Source organism: Amycolatopsis nalaikhensis, from assembly GCF_030264295.1.
Classification (GTDB): domain Bacteria; phylum Actinomycetota; class Actinomycetes; order Mycobacteriales; family Pseudonocardiaceae; genus Amycolatopsis; species Amycolatopsis nalaikhensis.
The window spans coordinates 3,240,685-3,255,803 of sequence record NZ_CP127173.1; the positions used below are offsets into that span (position 1 = coordinate 3,240,685).

Below are 15,119 nucleotides of genomic sequence, written 5' to 3' on the forward strand. Positions count from 1 at the left end.
CGTCTCGGCTGAATGGACGAGTGTCCGATAGAGTCCCGGGCATGGACGACGACGCCACGGTCAGCGCGGCCGACATCGCGCGGCTCGCCGGGGTCGGCCGGGCCGCGGTGAGCAACTGGCGCCGCCGCTACCCGGACTTCCCGCCGCCGGTCGGCGGCACGGCGTCGAGCCCGCTGTTCGGACTCTCCGCCGTCGCCGGCTGGTTCCGCGCCCGCGGCAAGAAGTTCGAGCTGACCGCCGGTGAACGCGCCTGGCAGCGGCTGCGCGCCCTCGGCGACGACCTCGATCTGGCCGAGCGCGTGAGCCGCGCGGGCGTCTTCTTCGCTTTCCAGGCCGGTGTCTTCGACACCTTCGACAGCAAGCTCGACGACCCGGAGCTGCTCACCCTGCTCAGCGAGATGACGCACCGGGCCGGGCCGGTCGAATCGTTCGAACTGTTGTGCCGCAGGTACTTCGAGGCTCATTCGCGGCGGCTGTCGACGACGCCGGAGCCGGTCGCCGAGCTGATGGCCCGCCTCGCCGGGCCGGTGACGACGATGCTCGACCCCGCGTGCGGCTTCGGCGCGCTCGCGCTGGCGAGCGGCGCGAAAACGGTGCTGGGCCAGGACAGCGACCCGATGACGGCGTCGATCGCCGCGTTGCGCCTGCGGTTGCGCGGCATCGAGGCGGAGGTCTACGCGGTCGACGCGCTGCGGGAAGACGCTTTCACGGGCCGGACCGCCGAAGCCGTGTTGTGCGATCCGCCGTTCAACGAACGGGCTTGGGGCCACGACGAGCTGGTCGGCGACGCGCGCTGGGAGTACGGGCTGCCCCCGCGCGGCGAGCCCGAGCTCGCCTGGGTGCAGCACTGCCTCGCGCACGTCGAACCCGGTGGCACGGTGGCGATCCTGATGCCGGGCGCCGCGGCCGGACGTCGCAGTGGCAAACGCATCCGCGGCAACCTGCTGCGCGCGGGCGCGGTCCGCGCGGTCGTCACGCTGCCCGGTTCCGATCTCTGGCTGCTGCGCCGGCCGGTGCCGGGTGAGCGGCCGCCGTCCACCGTGCTCCTCGGCGAGGCGGGCGACGATCTGTCCACAGTAGACAAAATGTGGCGGGACTTCGGTGAGCGCCCAGAATCCGGCGTCCGGATCATCGACCTGCTCGACGACGACATCGACCTGACCCCGGCCCGGCACCGTGGCCGCGACGAAGACCTCGGCCGGGCCTTTCAAGCCGAGCTGACCCGCTTCGCCGAATTGACGCCGCAGCTGCCGCCGTTGGCGGCCGCGGACGCCGAACCGGCGTTCACGACCGTCGGCGAGCTGGTGAAGGCCGGGGTCGTCGAGGTCCGGCACGCCGCCCGCGCGGACGCCGAGCACCCGGTCGCCGAGGAGGGCGACGTCGTCGCGTCGGTGACCGGCGTCGCGTATGTCCACAATGGACAACCGGAGCAGGTCGGCGCCGGGCTGAGCGTCTACCGCGTCGACCCGCGGCGGCTGGACGCGGACTTCCTCGCCGGCTGCCTGCGCGCGGCCGACCTGCCCGCCGCGTCGGCGTCGACGCGGATCGACGGCAGGCGCGTGCGGATCCCGCGCGTCCCGATCGCCGTCCAGCGCGAGTACGGCCGGGTCTTCCGGCAGCTGGCCGAGTTCGACGCCGTCCTGCGCGAGACGGCGGAAACCGGCCGCGAGCTGGTGAGGCTAGGCTTCGCTGGACTTGTCGAAGGACGGCTCAGGCCGGGCCGTTAGGGGAACGGATGCTGATCGCCGACCGCTACGAGCTCGACGAGCTGCCGCTCGGCCGCGGCGGGATGGGCGCGGTGCACGGCGGGCACGACCGCAGGCTGGGCCGCCGCGTGGCGATCAAGCTGCTCAGGCTGCCGGGCCGCGACGAAGAGCTCGAAGCCCGGTTCGCCCGCGAGGCGCGGATTCTGGCGACGCTCGACCACCCCGGCGTCCCCACGCTGTACGACTACGGCACCCACGACGACCGGTTGTTCCAGGTCATGCAGTTCGTCGACGGCGTGACCGTGGCGGATCTGCTCGCCGAACACGGGCCGTTGCCAGTGCCGTGGGCCGCGGCGATCGCGGCGCAGGCGTGCGCGGTGCTGACCGCCGCGCACGCGCTCGCCGTGTGCCACCGCGACCTCAAGCCGTCCAACCTGATGCTGGGCCCCGACGGCGGCGTGAAGGTGATGGACTTCGGGCTCGCCGTACTCCGCGAAGCCGACGCCGCGCAGTTCACGCGCGCCGGGCAGCTGCTGGGGACGCCGTCCTACATGGCGCCCGAGCAGATCCAGCGCGGCGGCGCCGAACCCCGCAGCGACCTCTACGCGCTGGGGTGCGTGCTGCACGAAATGCTCACCGGGCGGCGGCTCTTCGACGGGCCCACGGCGTACGCGGTGTTCGAGCGGCAGGTCAAGGAGCTGCCGCCGCCGGTGCCGGGGATTCCGAAGCAGCTCAACGCGTTGCTGGCCGAAATGCTCGCGAAGGACCCCGAAGCGCGGCCGCCCGCCGCGGCCGCGTTGTACGAGCGGCTCGGCGCGTTCGTCGGCGCGCTGCCGCCGCTGCCGGGGTTCCTGGTGCCGCCGTCGGTGCCGAGCCCGGGCCGGATGTACGCGCGGATGCTGGGGCGCGTCAGCGGTTGACCGCCGCCGGGCGCTGCTCGGCGAGCGGCAGCCCGCGGCGCTGGATCCGGACGTACGTCGTCGCGTTCTGCACCGCGATGCTCACGCCCAGGGCGAGGGCGACCGACGCCGACGTCAGCGGGCCCGCGATGCCGAGCACGGTACCGAGCGCGACCAGGCTGACGCGGACCGCGACGGTCAGCACCCACAGCCCGATCGTGACGGCCGACCCCTTTTGGAACGTCGTGCCGTGGCGCTCGGTCAGCGTCGTCGTGGTGCTGCGCAGGACGCCGAGCCCGGCGAGCACCACCAGGTCGACCGCGAGCAGCCCGAGTTCGGACGGCGACGTGCCGGGGACGGCTCGCGCGGCGAGGAAGACCCCGACGACGACCAGGATCAGCGGCAGCGTGACCAGCGCTTTGCGGGTGAGCAGCGTGCCGCGGACCTGCTTGTAGACGACCCGGTAGAGGACGAGGCCGGCGATGGCCACGTAGAGCAGGACGTTCGCGGCGCTGGGCATTGCGGAGTCTCCTTGGTTTCGAAGGTGCTCCCAGCATCGGCGGATCGCGACGCCGGTTCGTCGGCGCGCGGATCGGGCCCGGGTGGAACCCGGGATCAACCCGTGGGTTGAGGCGAACTGCCCAAATCGTGACCTTGGCCGACGAACCTCGAACGGGTGACCACCGTCTTTACCGGTGTCCAAAGGCGATGATCGAGCAACTGGGGGTATCGGATCGTGAAGAGGCTTCTGGCGGGAGCGGCCGCGCTGGCCACCGCGTTCGTGCTGGTCGCCTGCTCCGGCGGCGGGGCCGCGAGCGGGCCGAACGCCGGCGGCGGGGCCGTCGCCGCGGGGACCGGCGGGGGGACGCCGACGACCTCGAGCACCACCGCCGCCCCCACCACGACCAGCGCGACGCCGACGCCCACGACGTCGAAGCCCGCGCCGACCAGCACCACGGCCAAGCCGAAGCCCAAGCCGAAGCCCGCCCCGGCCGACTCCGGCGTCCCGTGCGCGGCGGCCGCCGCGGCTTCGGGCACCGCCGCCTGCGTCGACATCTCCGCGCACAAGGCGTGGCTGCTGCAGGGCGGCAAGGTGGTCTACGGGCCGGTGCCGATGCTGCCGGGCCGCAAGGGCTACGCGACGCCGACCGGCACGTTCCACGTGCTGTCGAAGGAGAAGATGCACCTGTCGAAGGAGTTCGACAACGCCAAGATGCCGAACTCGGTGTTCTTCTACCCGGGCGACGCCTTCCACACGGGGAGCCTGTCCGTGTACTCGCACGGCTGCATCCACCTGTCGGCGGGCGCGTCGCTGAAGTTCTTCAACACTTTGCACGTCGGTGACGTCGTCCAGGTTGTGCCGTAACCAATACGGACCGTAGGTCACAGTAAGATAAATTCACTCAGCCGAGTGCAACTGGCCCCCCTGTTCAGGCGATAAGGGATCGCTTGGGAAGGGGGGCCAAATGGCCTTGGGAAAGCTCAGAGCACTACGCCACGCCCTCGTGGCGGCTGTATTGACCGGTGCGCTGCTGCCCGTCGTGTCCACGGGGGTGGCGACGGCAGCGACAGCGCTCCCGCCGGGGTTCGTCCTGCGGGACACCAGCACCGGGCTGGGGCAGTACCAGCTCACGGACTTCGCGTACCTGCCGGACAACTCGATCCTCGCCACCGGCAAGGGCGGTGCCGTCCGCTGGTTGCCGGTCAGCGGGACGGGCAAGACGATCGCGACCCTGCCGGTCCGCATCGACGAGGACCTCGGTCTCGTCGGGCTGGCCGTCGCGCCGGACTACGCGACGTCGCACAGCATCTACCTCTCGCGCGCGATCAACACCAGCGGCGGCTTCGTCATGCGGATGTCGCGGTTCACGGTGACCGTGGACGCCACGGGCGCGCCGTCCGGCCTGACCGGTGAGCAGTCGCTGTTCGAGGTGCCGGGCTTCTTCAACGTCCACGGCATCAACGGCATCACCGCCGCCGCGGACGGCACGATCTGGATGTCCATCGGCGACAACGCCGACTTCCGCCAGGTCGACGCCGGCGCGTTGCGCGCCCAGGACATCAACCAGCCGTACGGCAAGATCCTCCACCTGACCGCCGACGGCAAGGGCGTGCCGGGGAACCCCTACTACGACGCGAACAACCCGGGATCGACCGCCAGCAAGGTGTTCGCGCGCGGGTTCCGCAACCCGTTCCGGTTCAGCGTCGACGCGAACCTCGGCCTCCCGGTCGCCGGCGACGTCGGCTGGAACACCTGGGAAGAGGTCAGCGTCGTGCCGCGCGGCGGCAACATGGGCTGGCCCTGCTGGGAAGGCACCCACCCGACGCCGGGCTACTCCGGGCTCGCCGGCTGCGGCGGCGTGCAGAACCAGCCGCCGATCTTCGAGTACCAGCACGGCAGCGGCATCATGCAGGGCAACAGCGTCACGGGCGGCATCGTCTACAACGGATCGAGCTACCCGGCTTCCTACCGCGGCTCGTACTTCTTCGGCGACTACGTGACGCACAAGATCTGGACGCTGCGCTACGACGACCAGGGCAAGCTCACGCAGGCCCCGGAGAACCCGCCGGTCTTCACCGACATCGGCGGCCCGACGAAGTTCGCGGCGGCGCCCAACGGCGACATCGTCTACGCCGACATCCTGACCGGCAACCTGCGTCGCCTGACCTACTCGGCGAACAACACCGCGCCGGTGGCGAACGCGTCGAGTACGACCGACCCGGACACGCGGACCGTCTCCTTCGACGGCTCCGCGTCGGTCGACTACGACAACGACCCGCTGAAGTACGACTGGGACTTCGGCGACGGCACCACGGCGGCCAACGCCGGCCCGAAGGTGACCCACGCCTACGCGCCGGGCACCGAGACGTTCACCGCCAAGCTGACGGTCCGGGACCCGCTGGGCGCCACCGGCACGACCGACATCGCGGTCGCGCCCGGCAACCACACCCCGCAGCTCACCCTGACCACGCCGGGGGACACCGCGACGTTCGCGGTGAACCAGGAGGTCGCGGTGAGCGCCACGGCGACCGACGCCGAGGACGGCACCCTGCCGATCACCTGGACCACCGCGGTCCGGCACTGCCCGAGTGAGGCCACGTGCCACTCGCACCCGGGCATCGGCGGCACCGGGACGAGCTTCGCGCAGCCGTTCACCGAGCACCCGGACTCCCGGATGGAGTTCACCGCGACGGTGACCGACAGCGCGGGCGTCGCGACGTCCAAGACGTACACGGCGATGCCGCGCCAGCACCGGCTCACCCTGCTCAGCACGCAGCCCGCGGCGCTGAGCATCCCGGTCGAGGGCGGCGTCAGCTCGGCGCTGGTCACCGAGGGCGCGAGCTTCGACGTCGAGGCCGCTCCGCTGGGCATCGACGGCGTCTCGAAGTTCACCGGCTGGCAGGGCGGTCCGACGGCCACGACGTGGGTCATCACCGTCGGCTCGAGCGACATGACGCTGACGGCGAACTACGCCACCCCGATCGACCAGCGCTACGACGGCGACCCGGCGTTGCGGACGAAGCTCGGCGCGCCGATCGGCACCGAGGTCACCGACGGCCCGGTCCACTACCGCGTCTACCAGAACGGCCGCCTGTACTGGAGCGCGGTCGGCGGCACGAAGTACGTGACCGGCCCGGTGCTGGACAAGTACCTCGCCATCGGTGGCAGCAACGGCTTCGGCCCGCCGACGTCGGACACGGCGGCGACGCCGGACGGCCTGGCGCAGTACAACCACTTCAACAACAGCGGCAACGTGGGTTCGATCTACTACACGGCCGCGTACGGCGCTCACACGATCTACGGTGAGATCCGCAAGAAGTGGGCCGCGCGCGACTACGAGCGCGGCTTGGGCTACCCGACGACCGACGAGCTCGGCACGCCCGACGGCGTCGGCCGATACAACCACTTCAACAAGAACGGCAACATCGGGTCGATCTACTACACGGGCGCGTACGGCGCGAACGCGATCTTCGGCGAGATCCGCAAGAAGTGGGCGGCCCTCGACTACGAGCGTGGTCTCGGCTACCCGATCACTGACGAGCTCGCCACGCCGGACGGCGTCGGCCGCTACAACCACTTCAGCCTCAACCACTCGATCTACTACACCCCGGCGACCGGTGCGCACGCCGTGAAGGGCGAGATCCGGAAGCGGTGGGCGGCCCTCGGCTGGGAGCGTTCGTACCTGCGCTACCCGACGACGGACGAGTACGTGACGAACGGGGTGTACCGCAGCGACTTCCAGGGCGGCTACATCACGTTCACCCTCTCGGGCGGGGCTGTCGACCGTCCTTGGTGAAACACGCGTTGAAAAAGCGGGCCGTCTCCGGAACTCCGGAGGCGGCCCGCTTCTTTTCGTGGTCAGCTCAGCAAGTCCGACGGCGTCGTCCCCGGCGTCGCCAAGGGCAGGCCGAGGGCGACGCGCTCGACCAGCCACGGGCTGGGCCGGTACCGCGGGTCGCCGGTGGCCGCCGCGAGACCGCGCAGGATGCGCAGCACGATCTCGCCGCCCACGAGGTCGCCCCAGGTCAGCGGCCCGCGCGGGTAGCCGAGGCCGAGGCGGACCGCCGTGTCGATGTCGGCCGGGGTCGCCAGGTGCTGGCCCGCGATGAAGCACGCCGTGTTGACGATCGAGGCCAGCAGCCGCTGGGCGATCGGGGCGGGGCCGTCGCGGACGACCGTCACCGGGTGGCCGGTCGCCGCCAGCGCGCCCCAGGCCGCGCGGCCCACCGCCGGGTCGAGTCCCGGGTGGACGGACATCGTCAGCCGTCGTTCGTAGCCGCCGAGGGGATCGATGCCGGCGACGCGCGCGAGCGGCAGCCCCGCCCGGGTCGCCGCGTCCACTGTGGACTCGCCGTAGAGCGGGACGAGCAGGATCGCGTCCGGGTACGCGTCGGACACCACCTGGACCCCGGCCGCGGACAGGACGCGGGCGAGGTGCTCGTCCGCGGTGAACACCGGGCTGGTCGGCTTCGGCGGGGCGGCGGGCTCGTCCGCGAGCTGCTTCTGCCCGTCGACGTACGGGTAGAACCCTTCGCCGTTCTTGCGCCCGAACAACCCGGCGGCCACGCGTGGGCGCGTCAGCCACGACGGCCGCAGCCGCGGGTCGCCGTGGAAGCCGCTCCAGATGCTCTCCAGCACCGCGTGGGAGACGTCGAGCCCGGTCAGGTCGAGCAGCTCGAACGGGCCGAGCTTCAGCCCGAGCACGTCCCGCGCGACGCGGTCGACGTCGGCGGGCTCGGCCAGCGCCTCGGCGAGGATCTGCAGCGCCTCGGTGTTCAGGCCGCGCCCGGCGTGGTTGACCAGGAAGCCCGGCGCGTCCTTCGCCAGCACCGGCTCGTGCCCCCAGCTCTTGACCAGCTCGACCGCCTCGCCGGGCAGCCAGCCGTGCGTGCGCGCGCCCGGCACCACCTCGACCAGGCGCATCAGCGGCACGGGGTTGAAGAAGTGCAGCCCGACGAGCCTGCCGGGGTCGGCCAGCCCGGCGGCGATCTCGGTGACCGACAGCGAGCTGGTGTTCGTCGCGAACACCGTCTCCTGTGGACAGACGCGCTCGAGGTCCGCGAACAACGCCCGCTTGGTTTCGAGGTCCTCCCGCACGGCCTCGATGACGAGGTCGACGCCGTCCGCGGGCGCGTCGGGCGCGTCCACCGCGACGAGCCGGCCCTTGACCGACTGGGGGTCTTCGAGCTTGCCCTTCGCGGCCAGCTTGTCGACCATGCCGCCGACGAACCCGATCGCCTCGGTGACGGCCTCGCGCCGCACATCGGCCAGCTCGACGGTCACCCCCGCGGTCGCGGCGAGCTGGCCGATCCCGCGGCCCATCACCCCGGTCCCGATCACCCGGATCCTGCCGACCTTCCCGGCCCACCCCGTCACGTCGCGCCGCCTCTCCGCCGTTGGACTCTCGCCCCAGCCTAGAGGCCCACGAACTCCGCCATCCGCTTCGCCGAGTGGGCGAAGAAGGCGTCGGCCGGGTCGACGCTGCCGACGTACTGGCCGAACAGGTCGAAGCTGATCGCGCCGAACAGCTGGGTCCAGGCCATGATCAGGCGCGCGACGGTCTCGGGACCGGCCATGACCCCGAGGACCTTCGTGAGCGACTCGGCCTGAGCGCGCAGTTCGGGGGCGAGCTCGCCGTCGATCGCCCGCAGCTCGGTGTGCGTCATGACCTTCACCAGGGCGAGCGCGACGCGGGCGGCGGGCACGACGGTGTCCTGCGGGGCCGCGTACCCGGGGATGGGCGAGCCGTAGATCAGCGCGTACTCGTGGGGGTGCGCGCGGGCCCAGTCGCGCGTCCCCTGCCAGATCGCCAGCCACCGGTCGCGGGGCTCGCCTTCACCCGGGTCCGCCTTCTCCGCCGCTTCGCCGATCGCGTTGTAAGCGTCGACGATCAGCTCGGTGAGCAGGCTGTCGCGGCTGGGGAAGTACCGGTACAGCGCGGACGACACCATCCCCAGTTCCCGCGCGACCGCGCGCAGCGAGAGCCCGTGCGCGCCGACCTCGGCGAGCTGGCGGCGGGCCTCGTCCTTGATCTCCTGGGTCAGTTCGGCGCGGGCTCGTTCACGTGCGGTCCGGGTCGCGGTCATGGCGATCAGTGTGCCACGACGAGAGCGGTGCACAAAACGGAGAGCAGTGCTCTTGACAGAGAGCGGCAGTCTGGTGTTCACTGCTCTTAACCGAGAGCACTGCTCTCCCAAATTTCGGAGGACACCATGACCGCCGCCCGCTACATCGAGCCGAAGAAGGCCACCAACCTGTTCAACGAGATCGTCGCGAAGCTGACGAAGCTGGGCGTGAGCGTCTGGGGCAGCCGGGTGCTGACCGTCGTCGGGCGCAAGAGCGGGGAGCCGCGGTCGGTGCCGGTCAACCTGCTGACCGTCGACGGCGTCCGCTACCTCGTCGCCCCGCGCGGCGAGACGCAGTGGGTGCGCAACCTGCGCGTCGCGGGCGAAGGCACGCTTCGCGTCGGGAAGCGCGTCGAAACGTTCACCTTCCGCGAGCTGGCCGACGACGAGAAGCCGGGCATCCTCCGCGCTTACCTCAAGCGCTGGAAGTTCGAGGTCGGCGTGTTCTTCGACGGCGTCGACGCGAAGGCGTCCGACGAGAAGCTGCGCGAGATCGCGCCGGGCTACCCGATCTTCGAGATTTTCACGAAGTAGGTTTGCGGCGCGTCACGTTCGCCGCGACCAGCACCACGCCGACCAGGAACGCGGCGAGCCCGATCAGGAACCACAGCTTCTGCCCCGTCATGAAGCTGCCGGTGATGACGCCGATGCCCTGCAGCACCCACACCGCGCCGACGAGCACGAGAACGACCCCGACCGCGAGCGTGATCCACCGCCTCATCAGCCCAGTTTAGGCAGCTCAGTCGTCCGGGACGAGCTTGTGCTTGTACGCGTAGACGACGGCGTGCACGCGGTCGGGCAGGCCGAGCTTCGCGAGCACCCGCGAGACGTGCGTCTTCACGGTCTCCTCGCCGACGTGCAGCTGGCGCGCGATCTCGGCGTTGCTGCAGGCGTTGGCGAGCAGCAGCAGGACTTCGCGTTCGCGGGAGGTCAACCGGGCGAAGCTCCGGGGGTTCGGCGGCCGCCGGTTCGAGCACCGCCGCGAACTTCGCGACCAGCCGCCGCGTCACCGACGGGTCGATCAGCGCGTCGCCGCGGGCCGCCACCCGCATCGCCGCCACCAGCTCCTCCGGCGCGAGGCTCTTCAGCAGGAACCCGCTCGCGCCGGCGCGCAGGGCCCGGTAGACGTACTCGTCGGCGTCGTAGGTCGTGAGCACGATGACGCGGGTGTCGTTGCCCGGCGCGGCGAGGATCGCCTCGGTCGCGGCGAGGCCGTCGAGGCGGGGCATGCGGACGTCGAGGACGGCGACGTCCGGGCGCAGGCGGGCGGTCTCGGCGACGGCTTCGCGGCCGTCGGACGCTTCGCCGACGCACGTGAAGTCGGGCTGGGTGTCCAGCAGCGCGCGCATCCCGGAGCGGAACATCGCGTGGTCGTCGGCCAGCAGGACGCGGATCATGTGCTCTCCACCGGGAAGGTCGTGCGCAGCTGCCAGTGCCCGCCGGTCTCGCCGTAGGAGACCTGGCCGCCGAACAGGGTGACGCGCTGGCGGATCCCCGCCAGGCCGCGGTGCGCGTGCTCGCCGCGCTGGGGGTGGCCGGGGCGCAGGCCGTTGGTCACGGTGAGCACGACTTCGGTGCGGCCGCGGTTCAGCTCGACCTCGACCGGGCCTTCGCCGTGGCGCAACGCGTTGGTCAGGGCCTCCTGCGCGATCCGGTACAGCGCGACGTCGAGGGAGCCCGGCAGCTCGCGGGACTCGCCGTGCAGCGTCAGCCGGGTCGGCAGGCCGGCCGCGCGGACGGTCTCGACGAGCTCGTCGAGGTTGTCCAGACCGGGCTGTTCGGCGTTGGTCTCGGCGTGCAGGAGGTCGAGCAGCCGCCGCAGGTCGGCCATCGCCGAGCGGCTCGCCGACTCCACCGCGCCGAGGGACTTCCGCACCGGCGAATCGCCGTCGGGCAGGCCGAGTCGGGCCGCACCGGCGTGCACGCCGATCGCGCTGACGTGGTGGGAGATGACGTCGTGCAGGTCGCGCGCGATCGTCGTGCGCTCCTCGGTGACGGCCCGCCGGACGGCTTCTTCCTCGTGCTGGCGGCGTTCGTCCGCGGCGCGCTCGAGGTCGGCGATGTAGGCGCGGCGGGCCGTCGTGTACCGGCCGACGAGCCACGGCAGGAGCGCGGAGACGCCGACGTTGATGGCGACGAGCCGCCAGTCGGCCGCGGTGCGCCCGCCGCCTTCGATGCAGCCCGCGGTGACTCCCGCGAGGAGGGCGAGGAGCGCGAGCACGGCGGGTTTCGGCCGCAGCCAGGCGCCAGCGCGGTACCCGGCGATGAGGATCCCGGCGTTGTTGCCGGTGACGTACCCCTGGCAGGTGCACAGCAGCAGCGGCGCGCCGGCGAAGAGCGCGGCGTGGGCGAGGGCGACCCAGCCGGAGTACCGGGCCGGGCCGGCGAGGGCGGCGTTGACGGCGATCCCGCCGAGCAGCACGGCCCAGGCCCGCCAGCCCGCCTCACCGAGCGGGCCGCGGAGGGCGAAGAGGGAGGCGTCACAGGCCACGCAGACGAGCGCGACGAGCAGCGACTGCCGCCTCAGTGACCCGCTGATGTCCTGCACACCGCAACTGTGCCCTAACGAGCGGAGGATGAGGACGGGAACGCCCCGATGCGGCGGAGGGGGACGCGCATCGGGACGCCCCGAGTTCGAGCAGCCCTCCCCGGTCCAGAGCGCCCCAATGTGGCGTTGGGTGCGTTGGACGCGCCCAATGTGGCGTTCGGTGCGCTGGACGCACCCAACGCCACATTGGGGCGCTTGGGCCGGGCCGAGCCGAGCCGGGCGTCAGTTCGTGGGGCGGGCCGAGTAGTCGCCGTTGCGGCGCTGGCCCGGCTGGCGTTGCCCGGCCCCCAGGCCCTGGCCCAGCGTCGTCGCCGTTGCCGTCTGGCCCTCGACCGTTGCCACCACCGTCACGTTCGTGTCGCCCTGCTTCACGTCGCCCGTCTTCTGGGTCGACGACGTGATCGCGTACGTCTGCTTGTAGCCGTCCTTGCTGGTCAGCGTCACCGACGTCGCGCTCAGCTCGGTCACGTCACCCGTCTGGAGACGCTCGGTCGTGTACTTTCCGCTTCCGTCGGCCACGACGAAGTCGCCGTGCAGGGCCTCGCGCAACGCCGCCATTCCGCCGCCGAACCCGCCGCCCGGCATGCCCTGGCCGCGGAACTGGCCGCCGCCCGGGCCGCCGAAGCCGCCCGGGCCCTGCGCCGAGTTGTCGGCGCTGCTGGTGCCCGCCCAGATCGCCGCGCCGCCGCCCGCCGCGATCACCACGGCGATGCCCGCCGCGATCGCCGTCTTCTTGCCGGACCAGCCCCTCTTCGGCGCCGCCGGGGCGGGGTCACCCCAGTTGGCGGGGGCCGGGTCGCCCTGGGGCGGCGTGGTCGGCGTCGGCTCGGTCGTCATCGTGTCCTCCGGTGGTACCCGCACTGGTCCCCGCCAGGTTCGCGGCCGTGGCTGTGTTTGAGCTGTGCGGGGCGTCAGCACGCGCTGTGGCTCCCTTACCCGGGCGAAGGACCTTCACAGGAAACGCACAGCGAGGTCACAGTGAGCACTGAAGAGCCGCCGAGAAGATGGCACTATGACCGCCATGAACGCCACGTCATCGGGCCCTGGCAAGGCCGACCTGCGCCGCGCCGACGGGAGCCCCGTGCGGGTCCTCGTCGTCGACGACGAGGCGACGCTGGCCGAGCTCGTGTCGATGGCCCTGCGGATGGAGGGCTGGGAGGTGCGCAGCGCCGGCGACGGCACGGAGGCCGTCCGGATCGCGCGCGACTTCCGCCCGGACGCCGTCGTGCTCGACGTCATGCTCCCCGACTTCAGCGGCCTCGAGGTGCTGCGGCGGATGCGGTCGGAGGCGCCGAACCTGCCGGTGCTGTTCCTGACGGCGAAGGACGCGGTCGAGGACCGCATCGCCGGGCTCACCGCGGGCGGCGACGACTACGTCACCAAGCCCTTCAGCCTCGAAGAGGTGGCGCTGCGCCTGCGCGCGCTGCTGCGCCGGGCGGGCGGGGTGAGCGGCGCGAGCGGCTCGACGCTGGTGGTCGGCGACCTCACCCTCGACGAGGACAGCCGCGAGGTGCACCGCGGCGGCGACCTGGTGCCGCTCACCGCGACCGAGTTCGAGCTGCTGCGCTACCTCATGCGCAACCCCAAGCGCGTGCTGTCGAAGGCCCAGATCCTGGACCGCGTGTGGAGCTACGACTTCGGCGGCCAGGCCAACATCGTCGAGCCTCTACATCTCCTACCTGCGCAAGAAGATCGACGCCGACCGCGAGCCGATGATCCACACCATGCGGGGCGCGGGGTATGTCCTCAAGCCGGCCGGCTGACCCGGCGCGGTCCCGGACGCGGCGGCCGTGGTCGCTGCGGCGGCGGCTGATCGTCCAGCTCGCCGCGCTGCTCGCGCTGGTGTGCGTGGTCGTCGGCGTGGTGACGGAGTTCGCGCTCAGCGAGTTCCTGATCCGCCAGCAGGACGACCGGCTCGCCGCGGCCGCCGCCCGCGCGTCCCACAGCGGGGAACGGCCGCCACCGTGGACCTACGGCGAGACGCCCCCGCCGCCGGACGCGCTGCGCGTGCTCGGCCAAGGCGACGGCACGCTCGCCGTCGTCCAGTCCGGCTCGACCGCCACGGCCGGCGTGCTCGACTCCAGCGTGGGTGCGCCGTCGAAGCGCAAGCCGCCGTTCAAGGGCGTCCCGAAGGAGCAGGTGCTGGCCCTGCTGGCGCTGCCGTCCGACGGGAAGCAGCGCAGCATCGACCTCGGCGGCACGCTCGGCGAGTACCGCGTCGTCTCGACGATGTCGGCCAACGGCGAGAAGACGGTCATCGGGCTGCCGCTGAAGGACGTCAACGAGACGCTCTGGCGGCTCGGCTTCATCCTCGGTGGCGTGGCGATCGCCGGGATCCTGGTGGCGGGCGCGGTCGGCGCGGCGACGATCCGCCGCACGATGCAGCCGCTCGACCGGCTGGCCGCGACCGCGACGCGCGTCTCCGAGCTGCCGCTGGACCGCGGCGAAGTCGCGCTGTCCGAACGGGTTCCCGAGGCGGACACCGACCCGAACACCGAGGTCGGCAAGGTCGGTTCGGCGCTCAACCGGATGCTGCAGCACGTCGCGAACGCGCTCACCGCGCGGCACGCGAGCGAGAATCGCGTCCGCCAGTTCGTCGCGGACGCGAGCCACGAGCTGCGGACACCGCTGGCCGCGATCCGCGGGTACGCCGAGCTGACCCGGCGCAGCGGCGAGCAGGTGCCACCGGACGTCGCGTTCGCGATGGGCCGCGTCGAGTCCGAGTCGCGCCGGATGACGACGCTGGTCGAGGACCTGCTGCTGCTCGCGCGCCTCGATTCCGGGCGCCCGGTGGTGCACGAGTGGGTGGACCTGTGCCGCCTGGTGGCCGACGCCGTCGCGGACGCGCACGTCGCGGGCCCGGACCACAAGTGGCTGATGGACGTGCCGGGCGAGCCGATCGGCGTCCTCGGCGACGCGGGCCAGTTGCACCAGGTGGTGATCAACGTGCTGGCCAACGCGCGCACGCACACGCCGTCGGGCACCACGGTGACGACCACACTGTCCACATCGGACGGAGTGGTCCGGCTGCGGGTGGCCGACGACGGACCGGGCATCCCGCCGGAGATCCTCCCGAACATCTTCGAGCGCTTCGCGCGGGGGGACAACTCGCGTTCCCGCGCGGCGGGGAGCACCGGGCTCGGGCTGGCGATCGTGGCCGCGGTGGCGGGCGCGCACGGCGGCCGCGTCGGGGTGCAGAGCCGCCCGGGCCGCACGGAGTTCGAGATCGCGTTCCCCGAGGCCCCGTCTCCCTCGTGAGTGTTTAGGGCGGTTAGAACCGCCCTAAACACTCACGACCGGGTAGTGCGGCGTCACCCGTCCGGGGTTGATGCACAGCGC

The 15,119-nt window shown here is 72.0% G+C and carries 12 protein-coding genes and 2 pseudogenes; 7 read left to right on the forward strand and 7 right to left on the reverse strand.

The features are described 5' to 3' along the window. Positions 1-41: 41 nt before the first annotated feature. Positions 42-1,727 carry an HsdM family class I SAM-dependent methyltransferase gene (locus tag QP939_RS16095; RefSeq protein ID WP_285457586.1) on the forward strand — a complete coding sequence of 562 codons (1,686 nt, stop codon included), beginning with the start codon at positions 42-44 and terminating at the stop codon, positions 1,725-1,727. An 8-nt stretch (positions 1,728-1,735) separates the two neighbouring features. After that, entirely contained in the window at positions 1,736-2,626 is an 891-nt protein-coding gene (locus QP939_RS16100; RefSeq protein ID WP_285457587.1) for a serine/threonine-protein kinase, read from the forward strand. Here QP939_RS16100 and QP939_RS16105 read toward each other — a convergent pair. Then, complete coding sequence (locus tag QP939_RS16105) at positions 2,616-3,125, reverse strand: hypothetical protein (protein WP_285457588.1); 510 nt, start codon at positions 3,123-3,125, stop codon at positions 2,616-2,618. The genes QP939_RS16100 and QP939_RS16105 overlap by 11 nt on opposite strands. Positions 3,126-3,341: 216 nt before the next feature. On the opposite strand from QP939_RS16105, the gene QP939_RS16110 reads away from it, so the two are divergent. Continuing rightward, positions 3,342-3,971: a L,D-transpeptidase gene (locus QP939_RS16110; RefSeq protein WP_285457589.1), complete on the forward strand. Its 630-nt coding sequence runs from the start codon at positions 3,342-3,344 to the stop codon at positions 3,969-3,971. Positions 3,972-4,071: 100 nt separating this feature from the next. After that, positions 4,072-6,903, forward strand: coding sequence for a PQQ-dependent sugar dehydrogenase (locus QP939_RS16115; protein ID WP_285457590.1), 2,832 nt, complete (start codon positions 4,072-4,074; stop codon positions 6,901-6,903). 62 nt (positions 6,904-6,965) lie between these two features. Here QP939_RS16115 and QP939_RS16120 read toward each other — a convergent pair whose 3' ends face one another. Both QP939_RS16120 and QP939_RS16125 read right to left on the reverse strand, forming a co-directional pair. Next, entirely contained in the window at positions 6,966-8,483 is a 1,518-nt protein-coding gene (locus QP939_RS16120) for a 3-hydroxyacyl-CoA dehydrogenase (RefSeq protein ID WP_285457591.1), read from the reverse strand. A gap of 38 nt (positions 8,484-8,521) precedes the next feature. Further along, positions 8,522-9,193 carry a TetR/AcrR family transcriptional regulator gene (locus QP939_RS16125; RefSeq protein ID WP_285457592.1) on the reverse strand — a complete coding sequence of 224 codons (672 nt, stop codon included), beginning with the start codon at positions 9,191-9,193 and terminating at the stop codon, positions 8,522-8,524. A gap of 126 nt (positions 9,194-9,319) precedes the next feature. Between QP939_RS16125 and QP939_RS16130 the strand changes: the two genes are divergently transcribed. After that, positions 9,320-9,766 (forward strand): nitroreductase family deazaflavin-dependent oxidoreductase, encoded by a 447-nt coding sequence (locus QP939_RS16130; RefSeq protein WP_285457593.1) that lies wholly within the window; start codon positions 9,320-9,322, stop codon positions 9,764-9,766. Here the strand turns inward: QP939_RS16130 and QP939_RS16135 are convergent. The 4 genes and pseudogenes from QP939_RS16135 to QP939_RS16150 all read right to left on the reverse strand — a co-directional run bounded on the left by QP939_RS16135 (position 9,756) and on the right by QP939_RS16150 (position 12,617). Beyond that, complete coding sequence (locus tag QP939_RS16135; RefSeq protein WP_285457594.1) at positions 9,756-9,953, reverse strand: hypothetical protein; 198 nt, start codon at positions 9,951-9,953, stop codon at positions 9,756-9,758. The two genes, QP939_RS16130 and QP939_RS16135, sit on opposite strands and share 11 nt — an antisense overlap. Before the next feature lie 18 nt (positions 9,954-9,971). Then, positions 9,972-10,629, reverse strand: a pseudogene (locus QP939_RS16140) (response regulator). Next, positions 10,626-11,780 (reverse strand): sensor histidine kinase, encoded by a 1,155-nt coding sequence (locus QP939_RS16145; RefSeq protein ID WP_285457595.1) that lies wholly within the window; start codon positions 11,778-11,780, stop codon positions 10,626-10,628. The pseudogene QP939_RS16140 and the gene QP939_RS16145 overlap by 4 nt, the downstream one beginning before the upstream one ends. 222 nt (positions 11,781-12,002) lie before the next feature. Next, the gene (locus QP939_RS16150) at positions 12,003-12,617 is read right to left on the reverse strand and encodes a hypothetical protein (RefSeq protein ID WP_285457596.1); all 615 of its coding nucleotides are present in this window, start codon (positions 12,615-12,617) and stop codon (positions 12,003-12,005) included. Between the two features lie 175 nt (positions 12,618-12,792). On the opposite strand from QP939_RS16150, the pseudogene QP939_RS16155 reads away from it, so the two are divergent. Both QP939_RS16155 and QP939_RS16160 read left to right on the forward strand, forming a co-directional pair. Then, positions 12,793-13,543 (forward strand): annotated as a pseudogene (locus QP939_RS16155) (response regulator transcription factor). Next, complete coding sequence (locus tag QP939_RS16160) at positions 13,521-15,038, forward strand: sensor histidine kinase (protein WP_285457597.1); 1,518 nt, start codon at positions 13,521-13,523, stop codon at positions 15,036-15,038. The pseudogene QP939_RS16155 and the gene QP939_RS16160 overlap by 23 nt, the downstream one beginning before the upstream one ends. Positions 15,039-15,119 lie beyond the last annotated feature (81 nt).

Coding starts and splice junctions, on each gene's coding strand:
- QP939_RS16095 (WP_285457586.1), top strand. CDS start 42: ATGGACGACGACGCCACGGTCAGCGCGGCCGACATCGCGCGGCTCGCC.
- QP939_RS16100 (WP_285457587.1), top strand. CDS start 1,736: ATGCTGATCGCCGACCGCTACGAGCTCGACGAGCTGCCGCTCGGCCGC.
- QP939_RS16105 (WP_285457588.1), bottom strand. CDS start 3,125: ATGCCCAGCGCCGCGAACGTCCTGCTCTACGTGGCCATCGCCGGCCTC.
- QP939_RS16115 (WP_285457590.1), top strand. CDS start 4,072: ATGGCCTTGGGAAAGCTCAGAGCACTACGCCACGCCCTCGTGGCGGCT.
- QP939_RS16125 (WP_285457592.1), bottom strand. CDS start 9,193: ATGACCGCGACCCGGACCGCACGTGAACGAGCCCGCGCCGAACTGACC.
- QP939_RS16130 (WP_285457593.1), top strand. CDS start 9,320: ATGACCGCCGCCCGCTACATCGAGCCGAAGAAGGCCACCAACCTGTTC.
- QP939_RS16135 (WP_285457594.1), bottom strand. CDS start 9,953: ATGAGGCGGTGGATCACGCTCGCGGTCGGGGTCGTTCTCGTGCTCGTC.
- QP939_RS16150 (WP_285457596.1), bottom strand. CDS start 12,617: ATGACGACCGAGCCGACGCCGACCACGCCGCCCCAGGGCGACCCGGCC.
- QP939_RS16160 (WP_285457597.1), top strand. CDS start 13,521: ATGTCCTCAAGCCGGCCGGCTGACCCGGCGCGGTCCCGGACGCGGCGG.